16 protein-coding genes are annotated in these 17,296 nt (G+C 45.7%); 2 read left to right on the top strand and 14 right to left on the bottom strand.

Annotated elements, in window-relative coordinates; all coding sequences use genetic code 11:
* Window positions 1–206 precede the first annotated feature (206 nt).
* The 5 genes from rplS to ffh form a co-directional block, all read right to left on the bottom strand.
* Complete coding sequence (rplS, locus tag ACED45_RS22010) at window positions 207–560, bottom strand: 50S ribosomal protein L19 (protein WP_004735514.1); 354 nt, start codon at window positions 558–560, stop codon at window positions 207–209.
* 59 nt (window positions 561–619) lie between these two features.
* Window positions 620–1,360, bottom strand: a complete 741-nt coding sequence (gene trmD / locus ACED45_RS22005) for a tRNA (guanosine(37)-N1)-methyltransferase TrmD (protein WP_004735512.1) — start codon at window positions 1,358–1,360, stop codon at window positions 620–622.
* Window positions 1,361–1,386: 26 nt separating this feature from the next.
* Window positions 1,387–1,941: a ribosome maturation factor RimM gene (gene rimM, locus ACED45_RS22000; RefSeq protein ID WP_004735510.1), complete on the bottom strand. Its 555-nt coding sequence runs from the start codon at window positions 1,939–1,941 to the stop codon at window positions 1,387–1,389.
* A 24-nt stretch (window positions 1,942–1,965) separates the two neighbouring features.
* Window positions 1,966–2,214 carry a 30S ribosomal protein S16 gene (gene rpsP / locus ACED45_RS21995; RefSeq protein WP_004410028.1) on the bottom strand — a complete coding sequence of 83 codons (249 nt, stop codon included), beginning with the start codon at window positions 2,212–2,214 and terminating at the stop codon, window positions 1,966–1,968.
* Between the two features lie 211 nt (window positions 2,215–2,425).
* The gene (ffh, locus tag ACED45_RS21990) at window positions 2,426–3,820 is read right to left on the bottom strand and encodes a signal recognition particle protein (RefSeq protein WP_010435884.1); all 1,395 of its coding nucleotides are present in this window, start codon (window positions 3,818–3,820) and stop codon (window positions 2,426–2,428) included.
* A gap of 202 nt (window positions 3,821–4,022) precedes the next feature.
* Between ffh and ACED45_RS21985 the strand changes: the two genes are divergently transcribed.
* Window positions 4,023–4,817: a cytochrome C assembly family protein gene (locus tag ACED45_RS21985; RefSeq protein ID WP_371715006.1), complete on the top strand. Its 795-nt coding sequence runs from the start codon at window positions 4,023–4,025 to the stop codon at window positions 4,815–4,817.
* A 127-nt stretch (window positions 4,818–4,944) separates the two neighbouring features.
* On the top strand, window positions 4,945–6,216 hold the full coding sequence (locus ACED45_RS21980) for an HlyC/CorC family transporter (RefSeq protein ID WP_019825852.1): 1,272 nt from the start codon (window positions 4,945–4,947) through the stop codon (window positions 6,214–6,216).
* A 93-nt stretch (window positions 6,217–6,309) separates the two neighbouring features.
* Here the strand turns inward: ACED45_RS21980 and luxS are convergent, their stop codons facing one another.
* From luxS to ACED45_RS21935, 9 genes are all read right to left on the bottom strand, one after another.
* A complete protein-coding gene (gene luxS, locus ACED45_RS21975; RefSeq protein WP_019825850.1) occupies window positions 6,310–6,828 on the bottom strand; it encodes an S-ribosylhomocysteine lyase in 519 nt (172 codons plus the stop codon).
* Between the two features lie 24 nt (window positions 6,829–6,852).
* On the bottom strand, window positions 6,853–7,503 hold the full coding sequence (locus ACED45_RS21970; protein ID WP_029405685.1) for a transglycosylase SLT domain-containing protein: 651 nt from the start codon (window positions 7,501–7,503) through the stop codon (window positions 6,853–6,855).
* A 10-nt stretch (window positions 7,504–7,513) separates the two neighbouring features.
* Window positions 7,514–9,082: a glutamate--cysteine ligase gene (gshA, locus tag ACED45_RS21965; RefSeq protein WP_048664502.1), complete on the bottom strand. Its 1,569-nt coding sequence runs from the start codon at window positions 9,080–9,082 to the stop codon at window positions 7,514–7,516.
* 99 nt (window positions 9,083–9,181) lie between these two features.
* A complete protein-coding gene (locus ACED45_RS21960; protein WP_371715005.1) occupies window positions 9,182–12,040 on the bottom strand; it encodes a M16 family metallopeptidase in 2,859 nt (952 codons plus the stop codon).
* 9 nt (window positions 12,041–12,049) lie between these two features.
* Window positions 12,050–12,511: a YqaA family protein gene (locus ACED45_RS21955; protein ID WP_048659376.1), complete on the bottom strand. Its 462-nt coding sequence runs from the start codon at window positions 12,509–12,511 to the stop codon at window positions 12,050–12,052.
* Between the two features lie 6 nt (window positions 12,512–12,517).
* The gene (locus ACED45_RS21950; RefSeq protein WP_371715004.1) at window positions 12,518–13,471 is read right to left on the bottom strand and encodes an NADP-dependent oxidoreductase; all 954 of its coding nucleotides are present in this window, start codon (window positions 13,469–13,471) and stop codon (window positions 12,518–12,520) included.
* Between the two features lie 172 nt (window positions 13,472–13,643).
* Window positions 13,644–14,774, bottom strand: coding sequence for a sodium ion-translocating decarboxylase subunit beta (locus ACED45_RS21945; RefSeq protein ID WP_019825842.1), 1,131 nt, complete (start codon window positions 14,772–14,774; stop codon window positions 13,644–13,646).
* Between the two features lie 9 nt (window positions 14,775–14,783).
* Window positions 14,784–16,568, bottom strand: coding sequence for a sodium-extruding oxaloacetate decarboxylase subunit alpha (gene oadA, locus ACED45_RS21940; protein WP_371715003.1), 1,785 nt, complete (start codon window positions 16,566–16,568; stop codon window positions 14,784–14,786).
* Between the two features lie 31 nt (window positions 16,569–16,599).
* Complete coding sequence (locus ACED45_RS21935) at window positions 16,600–16,857, bottom strand: oxaloacetate decarboxylase subunit gamma (protein ID WP_004741884.1); 258 nt, start codon at window positions 16,855–16,857, stop codon at window positions 16,600–16,602.
* Between the last annotated feature and the right edge of the window lie 439 nt (window positions 16,858–17,296).

Raw genomic sequence — 17,296 nt, 5'->3', positions numbered from 1 at the left:
CTCTATTACCAAACGTGTAAAATTACTTGCAAACTGGGGGGGGCCATATATGACGGTTCAATGTGAGTTTTGTTTTAGTCCGGCCCCCCCCCCCCAAGAGCGAGGAACGAGCGAATTGAGGCTCTCTTACCTACTCAGCTCTAAATAGCAGACACAAAAAAGCGGAGCCAAATGGCTCCGCTTTTATCGATAGAATGCAAAAAGAATTACTTCTTAGTAAGCTTCTCTTTAATACGAGCTGACTTACCAGAACGCTCACGTAGGTAGTACAACTTGGCACGACGTACTGCACCACGGCGTTTAACTTCGATGCTATCAACCATTGGAGAGTGAGTTTGGAACGCACGCTCTACGCCTTCACCGTTCGAGATCTTACGAACTGTGAATGCAGAGTGTAGACCACGGTTACGAATAGCGATTACAACGCCTTCGAAAGCCTGTAGACGCTCACGGTCACCTTCTTTTACCTTAACCTGAACTACAACAGTGTCACCTGGTGCGAATTTAGGAAGGTCTGATTTTAGTTGCTCTTCTTCAAGAGCCTTGATGATGTTGCTCATTTGTATAAATTCCTAGAATAAACTGATACTAAATTTAATAGGTTACTGCTTGCTTTTCGTTAAGAGCGTTGCTCTTTAATGAATTCAGCCAGTAATTGTTCCTGTTCGTCAGTCAGAGCTAGGTTTTCCAGGAGCTCTGGTCTTCTTAGCCAAGTTCGGCCCAACGATTGTTTTAATCGCCAGCGACGAATGTCCTTATGGTTTCCAGACTTGAGTACCGATGGCACATCTTTATCGTCTAGCACCTCAGGGCGCGTATAATGGGGACAATCTAGCAAACCATTTGCAAAAGAATCTTCTTCTGCTGAAGCGAAATCTCCAAGTACACCCGGAACAAACCGAGAGACTGAATCAATCAACGTCATGGCTGGCAGTTCGCCACCCGTCATCACAAAATCGCCAATCGACCATTCTTCGTCGACTTCAGATTGAATAATGCGCTCATCTACCCCTTCATAGCGACCACAAATAAGAAGCAAGTTCTCGTTTGTTGCCAACTCTTCAACACCTTTCTGGTCGAGTTTACGACCTTGAGGTGAAAGATAGATTACTTTCGTCTTTCCCGGTGCTGCTTGCTTGGCAGTTTGGATAGCATCGCGCAAAGGCTGAACCATCATTAACATGCCAGGACCACCACCGTAAGGTCTATCATCAACAGTGCGATGTTTATCATGAGTGAAATCGCGAGGATTCCATGTCTCAATAGATAAAAGACCTTTTTTAACCGCTTGACCTGTTACTCCAAAATCAGTAACAGAACGGAACATTTCAGGAAACAGGCTAATAATGCCAACCCACATGTGTTCTCTCGCTCTGTAATTTGGAGTTAGAATCCAGGATCCCAGTCAACTTCGATCCGGCGAGCTTCGCGATCAACTTTCTTGATCACTTGCTCTTCAAGGTACGGTACTAACCGTTCCTTTTGGCCAAAAGCATCTTTAAGATTTGCTTTAATTACTAGAACATCGTTCGAGCCAGTTTCTAATAGGTCAGTGACCTCACCAAGGTCGTAACCTTTAGTGGTAAAAACTTGCATACCGAACAATTCGCGCCAGTAGAATTCATCTTCTGACAATTCAGGTAACGAAGCAGGGTCAATAGCAATTTCAAAGTTAGTCATCAGTTGCGCGTCTTCACGAACATCTAATCCCGCTAGCTTACATACATAACCTTGGCCATGACGTTTCCAGCTCTCAACTTTGTACTCAACCCACTTACCCTTTTGGTTTAAATACCAAGGGCTGTAATCAAATATGCTTTCAGCATTGTCTGTGTAGGAGAACACTTTAAGCCAGCCACGAATACCATAGGTAGACCCAAGTTTACCCATGACAATTCTATTGTTTTGCTCGCTCATAGTTTCTTTACCCTTCATCGACATAAGCTATTTCTCTTTAAAAAAGAATTAAGCCGCTTTTTGAGCGTCTTTAACTAGCTTAGCTACACGATCAGATAGAGATGCGCCTTGACCAACCCAGTGGTTAACACGATCTAGGTCTAGACGTAGACCTTCTTCTTGACCTTGAGCAGTAGGGTTAAAGAAACCTACTTTCTCGATGAAACGGCCAGTTGCAGCGTTACGGCTATCCGCAACTACGATTTGATAAAATGGGCGCTTCTTTGCACCGTGACGTGCCAAACGAATGGTTACCATGTCGTCCTCTTTGCTTTCTTAATAAAATAATTAACCCCAAGTATAAGTAAATAGCTTGGGGTCTCGTGCCAAATTAAAGCCCCGGAATTTTACTCTTATTCCGGGGCAATGCAAGGGCTTTAGCTATTTTTCACCAACATAGCTGCCGTACACTTTCTGTGACACGGCTAACACTATGAAAAGTAACGTAGCTAAAGCTTACATTTGTAGATTATCGACCAAACGGGTTAAAGCCACCACCCATTCCGCCCATACCTCCACCGCCGCCCATCATGCCTTGCATGTTGCGCATCATGCCTTTCATGCCACCTTTCTGCATTTTCTTCATCATCTTCTGCATTTGGGTGAACTGCTTAAGCATACGGTTTACATCTTGTACCTGTGTACCTGAACCAGCGGCAATACGCTTTTTGCGTGAGCCTTTGATTAGGTCAGGGCGTTGACGCTCTTTCATGGTCATAGAGTTGATGATCGCTTCCATTTGCTTGAACATCTTGTCATCAACTTTATCTTTAACGTTATCTGGTAGCTGAGACATGCCTGGAAGCTTATCCATCATGCCCATCATGCCGCCCATGTTTTGCATCTGACCAAGTTGTTCACGGAAGTCTTCAAGGTCAAAGCCTTTCTTCTCTTTGAACTTCTTAGCCAGTTTCTCTGCTTTCTCGGTATCAACGTTTTTCTGTAGGTCTTCAATAAGAGACAGTACGTCGCCCATACCTAGGATACGAGAAGCAACACGATCTGGGTGGAACGGTTCTAGTGCGTCAGTCTTTTCACCAACACCTAAGAACTTAATCGGTTTGCCTGTGATATGACGAACAGACAGAGCTGCACCACCACGCGCATCACCATCAACTTTCGTCAAGATAACACCGGTTAGTGGTAGCGCATCGCCAAAGGCTTTTGCAGTATTCGCAGCATCTTGACCTGTCATTGCATCAACAACGAACAGTGTCTCTACTGGTTTAATTGCAGTATGAAGCTCTTTGATCTCGCCCATCATCTCTTCATCGATAGCCAAACGACCAGCAGTATCGACAAGTAGCACGTCGTAGAATTTCTTCTTCGCGTGGTCGATTGCAGCGTTTGCAATATCAAGAGGCTTTTGATCAGCTGAAGATGGGAAGAAGTCTACGCCAACATCGCTTGCTAACGTTTCAAGCTGTTTGATCGCCGCTGGACGGTAAACGTCGGCAGATACAACCAAGACTTTCTTCTTGTCACGCTCAGTTAGAAGCTTAGATAGCTTACCTACCGATGTGGTTTTACCCGCACCTTGTAAACCCGCCATTAAGATAACGGCTGGCGGCTGCGCTGCTAGGTTAAGAGCCTCGTTAGACTCACCCATCACCGCTTCAAGTTCAGCTTGAACGATCTTAATGAATTCTTGACCAGGCGTTAGAGATTTAGAAACCTCAACACCTACAGCGCCTTCTTTTACGCGCTTAACAAAATCGCGGACAACTGGCAGTGCAACGTCGGCTTCAAGTAGCGCCATACGTACTTCACGCAGCGTCTCTTTAATATTGTCTTCGGTCAGACGACCTTTACCGCTGATGTTCTTCAGCGTTTTGGATAGACGATCCGTTAAATTATCAAACATAGTTTTCTCTTCGCTCAAAACTGCGACTATTACTGTGAGTATACATTAGCGCGGATTAGAGTCATACCCGTTGTAGAGCGTTAATCATCCGTGCTTGTGATGTGAGAGACATTATTCACTTGGAATTGAATGAGGTTCGCCATAGCCCCAAAGAGCGATGCGAGGTATAATTCGCCAATTAGTAATCATTTAAATGGATACCATGGACAGTCTTATTGCGATCGCAGCAGCCTTTCTTTATACAATGGCGATTTCCACGATCATTCCAGGTCTCGTGCACCAAACAGGAATCCGTGTAAAAACGGTGTTTATCAGCGCATTACTTGCTCTAGCTTTCCATGCTTGGTTGCTTGGCGATTTGATTTTTAATGCCAGTGGTCAAAACCTCAGTATCTTGAACGTTGCTTCATTAATCAGTTTAATCATATCTGTGGTTATGAGCGGCGCTATGCTCAAAACTCGTTTGTGGTTTATCTTGCCCGTCGTTTATAGCTTCGCGGCACTGAACTTGATGGCTGCTACTTTTCTTCCAAGCACCTTCATAAAGCATCTAGAGAATGCCCCTAAACTGCTCGTTCATATCTCTTTGGCTCTATTCTCATACGCGACACTGACTATCGGCGCGCTATACGCCCTGCAACTCGCGTGGCTAGATCACAAACTTAAAAAGAAAAAAGCGTTGGTGAACAACCCTAACCTACCTCCTTTAATGATGGTGGAGAGACAGCTTTTCAAGATCATTCTGATTGGTAATGGCTTATTAACGGGTACTTTGTTAACCGGCCTCATCTTCGTACAAGATATGTTTGCTCAAGGAAAAGCGCACAAGGCTGTGCTGTCTTTTATCGCTTGGGTTATCTACTCCATCCTTCTATGGGGTCACTATCAGAAAGGTTGGCGTGGACAAAAAGTCACGTGGTTCGCACTCGCGGGTGCCAGCATGCTCACATTAGCCTACTTCGGTAGTCGCTTCGTTCAGGAAATCATCCTGAACTAGTCTGTAAAATAAAGGCAAGGTCTCACATACCTTGCCTTTAAAATATTGAGTGCAATACATTCAATTGACATCTCGACCATGTTCGGTCATAAATTAATCAAGATACACAAATAGGAAAAGAATAGTTTTGGACGACATATCAACGGGTATCTTATTTGCGCTACTCGCGTGTCTCATTGTAATTTCTGGTTATTTCTCTGGTTCCGAAACGGGCATGATGTCCCTGAACCGCTACCGTTTAAAGCACTTGGCCAATACGGGTCATAAAGGTGCCAAACGTGTAGAAAAACTTCTGAACCGCCCAGACAGATTGATTGGCCTCATTCTTATCGGCAACAATCTCGTCAACATTCTTGCATCTGCGATCGCTACTATTCTTGGTATGCGCATCTACGGGGATATCGGTGTAGCTATCGCTACTGGTACCCTGACTCTCGTGATCCTCGTGTTCGCCGAGGTAACACCAAAAACCATCGCTTCTCTATTTCCTGAACGTGTCTCTTACGCGAGTAGTATCCTTTTGATGATACTGATGAAGGTGCTGTCACCATTGGTGATCTTGGTCAACTTCATTACTAACGGCTTCATTCGTATCTTAGGTGTCAAAGCCAGTCACGATGCGACCGACCACTTAAGCTCAGAAGAGCTTAGAACCGTGGTAAATGAAGCAGGTAGCCTAATTCCTCAACGTCACCAAGATATGTTGGTGTCTATTCTAGATTTAGAGCACGTCACCGTGAACGACATCATGGTGCCACGTAATGAAATTACTGGTATCGACATCAATGACGACTGGAAATCTATCGTTCGCCAACTGACTCACTCTCCTCATGGCCGCGTGGTGCTGTACCGTGACCAAATAGATGAAGTGGTCGGCATGCTTAGGCTGCGTGAAGCTTACCGTCTGATGCTTGAAAAGAACGAATTCAATAAAGAGACCCTATTGCGTGCAGCGGATGAGATCTACTTTATTCCTGAAGCGACACCACTCAACATTCAGCTACTTAAGTTTCAACGCAATAAGCAGCGTATCGGTTTGATTGTTGATGAATATGGCGATATCAACGGCTTGGTTACCTTGGAAGATATTCTGGAAGAGATCGTTGGTGAGTTTACCACCTCAATTGCGCCAAGTTTATCTGAAGAGATCACACCACAAAGTGATGGTAGCTTCTTAATTGAAGGCAGTGCCAATATCAGAGACATCAACAAAGGCTTGCAGTGGGCACTGCCTACCGATGGCCCTAGAACGCTGAATGGTTTGATACTGGAACACCTTGAAGATATTCCAGAGAGTCACCTGAGTGTTCAGGTTGCCAGCCACCCAATGGAAATCGTTGAACTCGAAGAGAACCGTATCAAGCTGGTGCGTGTGTTCCCACAGATCGTGAACGGCTAACTGAGTTATCACTGAATATCACATAAACAAAAGGCCCGATTCATTGAATCGGGCCTTTAACATCTAACTCACCACACTCAAGGTGAAAAGTGATTAGTCGATTTTAAGCTCTTGCAGCATAGACTCTGGCAGTGCCAGTTCATCATTCTTGTTTACAGAGATGCCTGCAGCGATGATCGCATTCGCGATCTCTTTCGCTTCATCCAAAGAGTGCATTGCTGCGGTACCACATTGATATTCGTTCAGCTCAGGGATCTTATTCTGGCTCTCAACTTTCAGTACGTCTTGCATCGCTGCCAACCAACCGTCAGCTACTTGTTGCTCTGTAGGCGTACCAATCAAGCTCATGTAGAAACCAGTACGACAGCCCATCGGTGAAATATCGATGATCTCTACATCTGAACCGTTCAATTGATTACGCATGAAACCAGCGTATAAGTGCTCTAGAGTATGGATACCTTTCTCAGATAGGATGTCTTTGTTTGGCGCAGTAAAACGCAGGTCAAACACAGTGATGGTATCCCCTTTAGGGGTTTGCATTGTTTTAGCAACACGAACGGCAGGTGCGTTCATGCGTGTGTGATCAACAGTGAAACTATCTAATAAAGGCATTGCTCTTCTCCGTGACGGCTGGCTCTAGAAAAACCAGCTTCGATTGTCTTCTAGTTCTTTGCGGCACTGCTTCAGCTGCCATCCATAATCTTTTGCTTGCTGTTCGACTTTGCGCGCCACCTTAATCAACGATGGCTTGCTGTTGTATGACTTGCGCTTATAACCACCACGGCCTTCATGATAAGCCAGGTATTGGTTATACGGGTCCCACAGTGAGATGCCCAATTGACGACGCGTCTCGCTGGTATACCAACCGATGAACATCAATGCATCATCAAAGTTGGTTCTTGAGCCACCGTTATTGGTCGCCTTTTGGAAGTCTTCCCAAGCAGGATCTTGAGCTTGTGCATAACCGTAGGCACTGCTTACACGGCCCCACGGTATAAAGCCAAGAATGTAATCTTTAGGTGGGCGCGCATCATGACGATAACTACTCTCTTGTTTCACAAAAGCCATCGCAACGTTAATCGGCGTGCCCCACTCTTCTTGCATATCCAAGGCATCTTCATACCATGAAGGGTGCTCTCGAAAGATGCTACACAAATTATCTTGCTGCTTTGGCGGTGGCGTTGCACATCCAACCAATAGGCTAGAGACAACACCAACAGTCACCACAGGTAACCATTGACTACTCACACGAGTAGGCTGACCTAATAAGGCTTGCTTCCTTTCCACCAAAGTCTCGCTATGCTTTTAAATACGAAAAATAATCCGCTAAGAAGCTATCAAAATCTTGAGTGCTTGCTTCTTCACTTTGTTGCTGAGCAGTCACAGAGCGTTGAACTTCTGCTTCCATCAACTCAGCTGAGTAAACTTTGTATTGATGTGCTTTGTGCTGCTCTGCATACGTTTTACCTAACGCACAGCCCACTTTACCTAAGCCACCTAACTTCTTAGTCTCTTCTAGCAACTGGCCAGAAATGGTCAGCTCTGGGTTATCAATCCAAGCTTCAAGCGTATCGCAGGTTTCTTGGTATGCACGACCACCTTGTTCAGCGTCCATCATCTCGGCAATAGAGCGTAGGTCTTTAAAGACACGCTTCGCCCAATCTTGCAGAGACAATCGCTCACCATGACAACCGATTTGCAGCTCTAAACCAACCTGACGACCTTCTAAGATCACCTTGTTCCAGTTATCGCGCCAGCACTCAAGTTCACAGTTATCCATCTCGGCAGAGTCTGTTAGTACACTCCACGTAAGGAATAGGTCCAAGAAGCGAACTTGCTGCTCATTGATACCAATTGAGCTGAATGGGTTTACGTCTAAAGAACGAACCTCTATGTACTCAACACCAGCACGAGCGAGTGCTTCAGATGGTTTCTCACCACTCTTCGCCACACGCTTAGGACGGATTGGAGCATACAGCTCATTCTCAATTTGCAGTACATTGCTATTGAGTTGACGGTATTCACCATCAACCTTAGTGCCAATCTCAGCGAACTCTTCTGATGGTGTGCGAATCGCTTGATTCAAACCTTCAAGGTATTGGTCTAGGCTGTTGAAACCAATCTTCAATACACTTTGCGCACTATTAGTGTAACCAAGATCGCTCAGGCGCAGTGCCGTTGCTTTTGGTAGATACAGTGTCTCGCCAATCTTTTCAAAAGGCAGGCTTGTCTCCCTTCCTTTGATGAAAGAAGAACATAGCGCAGGTGAAGCACCGAAGAAGTATGGGATTAACCAACCAAAGCGGTAGTAGTTACGAATCAAACCGAAGTAAGCATCTGACTTAGCTTCACAACGCGCTTCTTCTGTTTGCTCTCCAAACAGGCTATCCCAAAAGCTTTCTGGGAAAGAGAAGTTGAAGTGAACACCAGAGATAATCTGCATCAAGCTACCGTAACGGCGCTTTAAGCCTTCACGATATAGCGTCTTCATCTTACCGTTGTTAGAGGTGCCGTATTGCGCTAGTTGAATGTAATCTTCACTGCCAACGTAACAAGGCATAGAAAGCGGCCATAGCTTTTCGCCGTCTAACTTGGTTTGCGTGAAGTGATGGATATCAGACAACTGATTCAAAAGCGTCGGAACATCGTTAGAAACAGGCGTGATAAATTCCAGTAGCGACTCAGAGAAATCGGTCGTTACCCATTCGTTCATCAACGCAGATCCCAAAGCCTCAGGGTGCGGCCCAGTAGCAAGGTGCCCATCTTCCGTGTAGCGTAATGTTTCCCTTTCAACACCACGACCGAATTGAGAGAAGGTCTTAGGGTTGGTTGCAACTTGCTTTAGTCGCGCAGCAAAATCAGTCAAAATTCAGTTCACTTATCTTATATTGTTCTGATTAGAACTATCATAAATTAGGTTGGAGGAGAAAAGTAGAGTCTCTTCCCTCCCCCTTTAATGTGTACTCTAACGAATGATTTCAAGCTCTTCTATTGGAATATCTAACTTTTCTAATTGCGGGCGAAGCGAAGTCGCGTCACCAACAACGATTATTTGATAATCATTCGGGTCGAACCATTTCTTCGATAGCTCGTTTAAGGTCTCTTTTGAAACCGTTTCAACTATCTGATTACGCTGTTGTAGGTAATCTTCATCAAGGCTCAATGCGACAATATTACTCAACAGCCCAGCCTTTTGACTTGGCGTTTCGTATTTAAGCGCATCTTGTTGACCGACGGCGAGGCGCATAAATTTCACCTCTTCGTCAGTTAATCCACCCTGACTAAACTCGTTCAACTCATTAATAAACTCTTGAATCGATGGAACCGTCGCATTCGCCCTTACCTGCGCACTGAATACCACTGCACCAGTTTCTCGAGTACTTGCGAAGTAGCCGCTTGCACCGTAAGTGTAAGCTTTGTCTTCACGCAAGTTCTGGTTGATACGGCTATTGAAGTTACCCGCTAAGTTAAAGTTAGCTAACTGGCTCAAATACAATTCCCCCGTCGCATCAAATGGCAGGCCTTTACGCACTAAGCGAACAATGCTTTGCGGCGCACCCGGTTTGTCGACCAAATACAGATTCTGACCTGAAAGCTCTTTGACGATCTGCGGACGCGTTAGTGGTGCCGCATCGCCTTGCCACTGTTCAAAGAATTGTAGCTGTTTCCCTGCCTCTTTCTTCGAGATGTCTCCCACAACAACCATATTGGCACCTTCTGGTGTATAATGTTGTGCATAGAATTTTTTCACATCGTCTAGGGTAAGTTTCGACAAAGACGCCTTGGTGCCGTCACTCGCGCGAGCAAAAATACTGTCACCAAACAGTACTTCACGGGTTGCTTGAGACGCCATCCAGCTTGGCTGCTGGTGCTGATACACAACGCCTTCTAGCATCTGTTTCTTAACTCGCTCGAAATCTTGCTCATCGAACTTAGGCTCGAATAGAACCTCTTGCACGATCGCTAAGGTTTGAGGCAGGTTTTTCTCTAGCGTAGAAACTGAAATATCCGTGGTGTAACTGCCCGCACTGATACTCACACTGCTACCAAGCTTATCTAGTGTCGCTTGTAGCTCTTCAACCGTTCGTTTTGTCGAGCCTTCTTCCACCATAGAAGCGGTTAGGTTCGCTAGGCCTTCTTGACCTTTACGAACATAACGCTCGCCCGCTGGAAGTTGAATCTGTAGCTGTACGGTCGGTGTTTCACTAGTCACAGTACCAATCAAATCCGTGCCGTTGGCAAAGTGCATGCGGTACAAATCAGGCATCGTTGCTTCAACACCAAAGTTCACTTCTGGCATCACGCTGCGATCAAAAGTGTTCGGTGCTTTTCTGAAATCCAGCTGGTCTTCTGTCACCTTGCTGTATTCAGGCAAAGTACGTGGAGGCGTAGTAAAGGTCGCTTCACGAACCGCTAAATCAAGTTGCTTCTTAGGCACCACACTCAAGGTCACCTTGTGCTTACCTTCGATGAAATCTTGATAGGCTTTACTTACGCTTTCTGGAGTCACCGCTCGGATTTGATCCAACTGTGATTCAATGCGATCTGGTTGACCATAGAAGGTTTGGTTAGATGCCAGTTGTGAAACCTTGCCTTTTACACTTTGCAGTGCGAAAACGGCATTCGCTTCTGCCATGCCAGTGATCTGGTCTAAACGCTCTTGCTCAACACCTTCTTTCGAAAATTGATCTAAGGTATCCATCAGCTCTTTATTAAGAACCGTCAAATCGCCTTTTTCACCTGAGTTGCCCATCGCATACACATACATGGTACAAGCGAGCTCAGCACAATCATGGAAAGATCCTGCACTGACTGCCTTCTGCGTTTTTACGAGATTTTGATATAGGTAACTGTTGGTACCTGAACCTAACACGTTAGACAGTGCATTCAGTGAAGCTTGGGTCTCTTCACCACGATACGTTGTTGGCCAACCCACAAGCACCATCGGCTGACGAATATTGTCTTCTAAGGTGATGTACTTATCTTCAGTTAGAACAGCAGGTTGCTTCTCTGCCGCCTTCACTTCAGGACCTTGAGGGATTGGGCCAAAGTACTTGTTAACCCACTCTAGCGTGTCATCAACGTCGATATCACCACCGATAGTCAGTACCGCATTATTTGGGCCGTACCAGCGTAGGAAGAACGCCTTAAGGTCATTCACATCAACACGGTCTAGATCTTCCACATAACCAATTGGTTGCCAAGAGTAAGGGTGACCTTCTGGGTAAAGCGCTTCGCCCATGCGTTCCCACATCAAGCCGTAAGGACGATTTTCGTAGCTCTGCGCTCGTTCGTTTTTAACCGTGCCTCTTTGTACCTCAAATTTCTTCTGAGAAACTGCATCTAACAAGAAGCCCATTCGGTCGGATTCTAACCACAACATTTTTTCAAGTTGGTTAGAGGGAACAGTTTCAAAGTAGTTGGTACGGTCACGGTTAGTGGTACCGTTTAACGAACCACCAGCCTCGGTAATGATCTTAAAGTGCTGTTGGTCACCAACATTCTCTGAACCTTGGAACATCATGTGCTCAAAGAAGTGAGCAAAGCCCGACTTACCTATCTCTTCACGAGCAGAGCCTACGTGGTAAGTCACATCAACATGCACCAACGGATCAGAATCATCAGGGGAAAGAATCACTGTCAGGCCGTTTTCAAGCTGATACTTGGTGTAAGGAATCACCACTTTATCTTTAGAAGGCCTAACCTCTTCTAACAGAGTGACACCTTCAGGTAACGAGGAAAAGAAGGGCGTTGAGCTAGGTACATTGTAAGAACAGCCAGCAATGGCGATAAGAGAAAATGTACCAAGTAAAACCTTTTTCATAGGTTCTCCTTAGAAAAAACCGAAGTAGATAGCAGCAAGTAAGCTATAGCGAGCGGCCTTGCCAATCGCTATCAAAATCACGCTAGGGATAAATTTCATTCTTAGCCAACCAGCTGCCAGACACAAAGGATCACCAATGATCGGTAACCAACTAAATAACAGTGTCCAGTAGCCATAACGGCTTAGCCAAGCCATAGCCTTATGACCATGCTTTTCAGATTGAGTTCGATTAGGCAACCACAAACCAATCCAATAGTTAGTCAGGCCGCCTAAGGTGTTGCCTAATGTTGCCACCAGAATAATCGATGAGGTGGAAAAATGATCTAGGCTCAATGCTGCCACAAGGCTAGCTTCTGAACCACCGGGGAGTAATGTGGCACTCAAGAAGCCACTGATGAAGAGTACCCACAGCGCTGAGTCCGAGAACCACAGCGCGATATTTTCAAAAAGGGAGTTAAAGAATTCTAGCACTGCATATCAACTTTCTTGCATTTTAAGTAGCACCTTGCCTCTGGTGTGTCCGGTTTCAACCTGTAGATGCGCCGACTGCGCCTCGTCTAGCTGGTAGATACCTTGAATTTCTGTTTTGAGTAATCCGACACTAACCATGTAGAGCATAGCGTCCATTTGCTCAGGGGTTGGCTCAACCAACATGCCTGATGCAGTAAAACCTAATAGTGTCGCTTTTTCGCAGATCAACTCAGCAGATAGGGTCGGAACGGTCACCACTCTTGCACCGTCTTTCAGGCACTTCAACGCATCAAGCGCGGTATCGCCACCGACCAAATCAATCAGCACATCAACATCAGAAACTCTTTCCGACGCTGGCGCAAACTTATAGTTAATTGCGTGAGCACCTAACGTCGCAAGGTAATCAAGGTTGGCTTCACTGCAGGTCGTGTAAACCTCGGCTTTTGCGGCTACTGCAATTTGAACCGCAAGGTGACCAACGCCACCAGCACCCGCTAAGATAAGCACGCGATCGCCTTCTTTCACTTCGGCTTTGTTTAGCGCTTGTGCTGCGGTTTGACTAGCAAGTGGTAATGCCGCTGCCGCTTCTAAGGTGACAGAATCAGGAACCATGCTTAACGCCGCTTCTGGAACACAAACATATTGGCTGTAGCCGCCACCTTGCAGTGGAAAGCCAATAAAGCCCGCCACGTTATCACCAAACGTAAAACGTTCAGCCTGATCGCCTAGCGTGACAATTTGACCCGAAATATCGTATCCCGGTACCCAAGGAAGGTTGTCTTTGTTTTGTGCTGCTGCCCAACCAAGGCCAGCACGGGTTTTCACATCAATCGGATTAATGCCCGAAAAGGAAACTTTAACCACCACTTCTCCAGCCTTAGGCTCAGGAATAGCACTGGTTTGAATACTAAGGTTTTCGACGCCGCCGAATTGAGTAATCGCAATCTGTTTATTTTCCATTTCCACATTTCCTTGATTGATAAAAGCCCTAGTGAGCAAGCACCCTAATTAATAAAAAGAAAGGGATGCGAAAGCATCCCTTTGACTATAAACCATTTAATAAGGCTAAGTTAACCGCTCATTCGTAAATTGACGACCAATTAACGTAACGATACATGACCTAAGTAATCCATTAGCCGACTAGCGCTAATAGAATACCCGCCGCAACCGCACTACCAAGTACACCTGCTACGTTCGGACCCATTGCATGCATCAACAAGAAGTTCTGAGGGTTTGCTTCAAGACCTACCTTGTTCACAACACGTGCCGCCATTGGAACCGCTGATACGCCAGCTGCACCAATCAATGGATTGATGTCCTCTTTCGAGAAGCGGTTTAGAACCTTCGCCATCAATACACCACCCGCGGTACCAATACTGAACGCGACCGCACCTAAGCCAAGAATACCTAGAGTCTCTAAGTTCAAGAAAGTATCCGCTTGAAGCTTAGAGCCAACACCGAGACCAAGGAAAATAGTCACAACGTTAATCAGTTCGTTTTGCGCTGTTTTCGATAGGCGATCAACCACACCCGCTTCACGCATCAAGTTACCCAGACAGAACATACCCACTAGAGGTGTTGCTGAAGGTAGGAACAAAATCGTCATCAGTAGTACAGCAAGCGGGAAGAGGATTTTCTCTGCTTTGCTAACGTGACGAAGTTGAGCCATCTTAATCTTACGCTCTTCAGGAGACGTTAACGCCTTCATGATTGGTGGCTGAATAATAGGAACCAATGCCATGTAGCTATAAGCCGCTACTGCAATGGCACCTAAAAGATCCGGAGATAACTTGCTCGCCAAGAAGATCGCAGTTGGGCCATCGGCACCACCAATGATCGCAATTGACGAAGCATCGGCCATCGAGAACTCCATTCCTGGAACATAGTTCAGCAAGATCGCGCCAAATAGCGTTGCAAAAATACCGAACTGAGCCGCAGCCCCTAGCCACAATGTTTTAGGGTTCGCAATCAACGCACCGAAGTCCGTCATCGCACCAACACCCATAAAGATCAGCAGTGGGAAAATACCCGTTTCAATACCAATGTAGTAAACGTAGTACAGTAAACCACCGGGATCAGTAAACCCAGCATTTGGGATGTTTGCTAATACAGCACCAAAACCAATCGGTAGTAGAAGTAACGGTTCAAATCCTTTACGAATTGCTAAAAACAACAGCAAGCAACCGACCAGCATCATACAGATCTGGCCGAACTCGAAGTTAGCAATCCCTGTTTCAGACCATAAGGTCATCAATCCTTCCATGGTACTCCCTTACGCTAAGCTTAGTAGTGGAGCGCCTACAGTAACTGCATCGCCTTCTTTAACATTCAGTTCTTGAACGATACCACCACGAGCAGCACGAACTTCCGTTTCCATCTTCATTGCTTCTAGGATAAGCAGAACGTCGCCTTCAGCAACCTCAGCGCCCGCCTGAACATTTACTTTGAAGATGTTACCCGCCAATGGGGCTGGAACCGCTTCAGCGTCAGAAGCTGCTACTGGTGCAGCCTGAGCCGCTTGAGTAGGTTTTGCAGATGGCGCTACTGATGTAAGTTCACCTTGTGGGCCAACTTCAACGTCGTAAACTTGACCATCAACCTTCACGCTGTAGCTTTCAATACCACCAGAAGCTTGTACAGGAGCTGCTGCAACTGGAGCCGCAGCTTCTAGCGTTGGTGCAGGTTCAAATGCTTCAGGGTTACGGCGGTTCTTAAGGAACTTAAGACCCACTTGTGGGAAGAGTGCGTAAGTCAGTACATCATCAACCGTATCTTCAGCTAGAGAGATACCTTCTGATTTCGCTTTCTCTAACAGATCCGTCGTTAACGTATCCATTTCAGACTTAAGTAAATCAGCAGGACGACAAGTAATCGGCTCTGCGCCATCCAGAACTTTCGCTTGCAGTTCAGCATCCACTTCCGCAGGAGCTTGACCGTATTCACCTTTCAGAAGACCGGCAGTCTCTTTAGTGATGCTCTTGTAGCGTTCACCCGTTAGAACATTAATAACCGCTTGAGTACCGACAATTTGAGAAGTTGGTGTTACCAAAGGAATATAACCAAGCTCTTTACGTACGCGAGGAATCTCTTCAAGAACCTCGTCCATACGATCGGCTGCGCCTTGTTCTTTCAGCTGGCCTTCCATGTTAGTCAACATGCCGCCAGGAACCTGAGCGATCAAGATGCGAGAATCGACGCCTTTTAGCTGCCCTTCCCATTTCGCGTACTTTTTACGTACATCACGGAAGTAAGATGCGATTGGTTCAATTTGGTCAAGCTTAAGGTTCGTATCGCGCTCTGTACCTTCTAACATCGCCACAACCGTTTCAGTTGGCGTGTGGCCGTAAGTACAGCTCATTGAAGAGATAGCCGTGTCTAGAATATCGATACCCGCCTCAACGGCCTTAACCGCTGTTGCTGTCGATAGACCGGTTGTCGCGTGGCTATGTAGCGCTAGAGGAACATCACATGATGCTTTAATGCGTGTAATTAACTCTTCCGCTTCATAAGGCTTTAATAAACCTGACATATCTTTGATACATAGTGAATGACAACCTAGGTCTTCTAGACGCTTAGCCAGATCAACCCAAGTATCTGAGTTGTGAACCGGACTGGTTGTGTAAGACAACGTACCTTGAGCATGGCCACCAACGTCGATCGTTGCTTTCACTGCTTTTTCAAAGTTGCGTACGTCATTCATCGCATCAAAGATACGGAATACATCCATGCCGTTTTTATGGGCACGTTCAACAAATTTTTCTACTACATCATCCGCGTAATGACGGTAGCCCAATAGGTTTTGACCACGCAGTAGCATCTGCATTGGTGTGTTTGGCATCGCTTTTTTCAGCTCACGCAAACGCTCCCATGGATCCTCACCAAGAAAACGGATACACGAATCAAACGTCGCGCCGCCCCAAGTCTCAAGTGACCAGTAACCGACTTTATCTAGTTCTGCCGCAATTGGCAGCATATCTTCGATACGCATACGAGTAGCAAATAGTGACTGGTGCGCGTCACGAAGTACCACATCAGTGATAGCTAGTGGTTTAGACATGCTCATAAACTCCTTTTTAATCCTTTAAATGCTACTTAGCAGTAGACGCACGGTATTGATGAACCGCGGCCGAAATTGCTGCCACTACCTGTGGACTAACAGCTGAAGGGTTTGATTGTGATTTTTGAATTTTTTTAGGTGCTGCGATCGGCTCAGGTACTTCTTCTGGTACCAGTTTTGACATCAACCGAACGAGGTAAACTAGAATAGTTAGGAAAATAAAGACAACGGACATCCCCGTTATCATTAGAGTCGCCGCATCTCCTAGCAGGCTTCCAATATTAGTCATGTTGCTTCCTTTCTTCGTCATCCTGACATACGTACAGGATTTCAGCGAATAGTGATCCCGACCCATGGATTATCTCGATTGGTAAAAGTTTGTCAATTTTGTTTAAGGTTCTGTTACGGATAACGCACACATAAGGTTAATTATTCGCCTATCAGATCACATAAATCTGTCAAACACGTCATTTTTAGATATTTAAACTGTGACTTAAACGGGACTTTTCTGGGAATTGATATGAGAAAGGTGGAATAACAAAGAAGTAATCAAGAACCACTTTAAATACAACAAGTTAAACAACGAACAAATTTAACATTATCGCAACAAATTTACAGAAGACATAAAAAAAGCCTCGTATAAACGAGGCTTTTTTTAATAATGTGGCGCGCTCTGGAGGATTCGAACCTCCGACCGCCTGGTTCGTAGCCAGGTACTCTATCCAGCT

This window comes from Vibrio crassostreae (assembly GCF_041439375.1).
Lineage (GTDB): Bacteria > Pseudomonadota > Gammaproteobacteria > Enterobacterales > Vibrionaceae > Vibrio > Vibrio crassostreae_D.
The sequence above is the reverse complement of the archived record's forward strand: the minus strand, read 5'-3'. Positions and strand labels throughout refer to the sequence as shown.

Bases quoted from the DNA above. Each gene is read 5' to 3' on its own strand.
- ACED45_RS21950 (WP_371715004.1), bottom strand. From the start codon at position 13,471: ATGGAAAATAAACAGATTGCGATTACTCAATTCGGCGGCGTCGAAAAC.
- ACED45_RS21960 (WP_371715005.1), bottom strand. From the start codon at position 12,040: ATGAAAAAGGTTTTACTTGGTACATTTTCTCTTATCGCCATTGCTGGC.
- luxS (WP_019825850.1), bottom strand. From the start codon at position 6,828: ATGCCTTTATTAGATAGTTTCACTGTTGATCACACACGCATGAACGCA.
- ACED45_RS21935 (WP_004741884.1), bottom strand. From the start codon at position 16,857: ATGACTAATATTGGAAGCCTGCTAGGAGATGCGGCGACTCTAATGATA.
- trmD (WP_004735512.1), bottom strand. From the start codon at position 1,360: ATGTGGGTTGGCATTATTAGCCTGTTTCCTGAAATGTTCCGTTCTGTT.
- ffh (WP_010435884.1), bottom strand. From the start codon at position 3,820: ATGTTTGATAATTTAACGGATCGTCTATCCAAAACGCTGAAGAACATC.
- rplS (WP_004735514.1), bottom strand. From the start codon at position 560: ATGAGCAACATCATCAAGGCTCTTGAAGAAGAGCAACTAAAATCAGAC.
- rpsP (WP_004410028.1), bottom strand. From the start codon at position 2,214: ATGGTAACCATTCGTTTGGCACGTCACGGTGCAAAGAAGCGCCCATTT.
- ACED45_RS21945 (WP_019825842.1), bottom strand. From the start codon at position 14,774: ATGGAAGGATTGATGACCTTATGGTCTGAAACAGGGATTGCTAACTTC.
- oadA (WP_371715003.1), bottom strand. From the start codon at position 16,568: ATGTCTAAACCACTAGCTATCACTGATGTGGTACTTCGTGACGCGCAC.
- ACED45_RS21985 (WP_371715006.1), top strand. From the start codon at position 4,023: ATGGACAGTCTTATTGCGATCGCAGCAGCCTTTCTTTATACAATGGCG.
- rimM (WP_004735510.1), bottom strand. From the start codon at position 1,941: ATGTCGATGAAGGGTAAAGAAACTATGAGCGAGCAAAACAATAGAATT.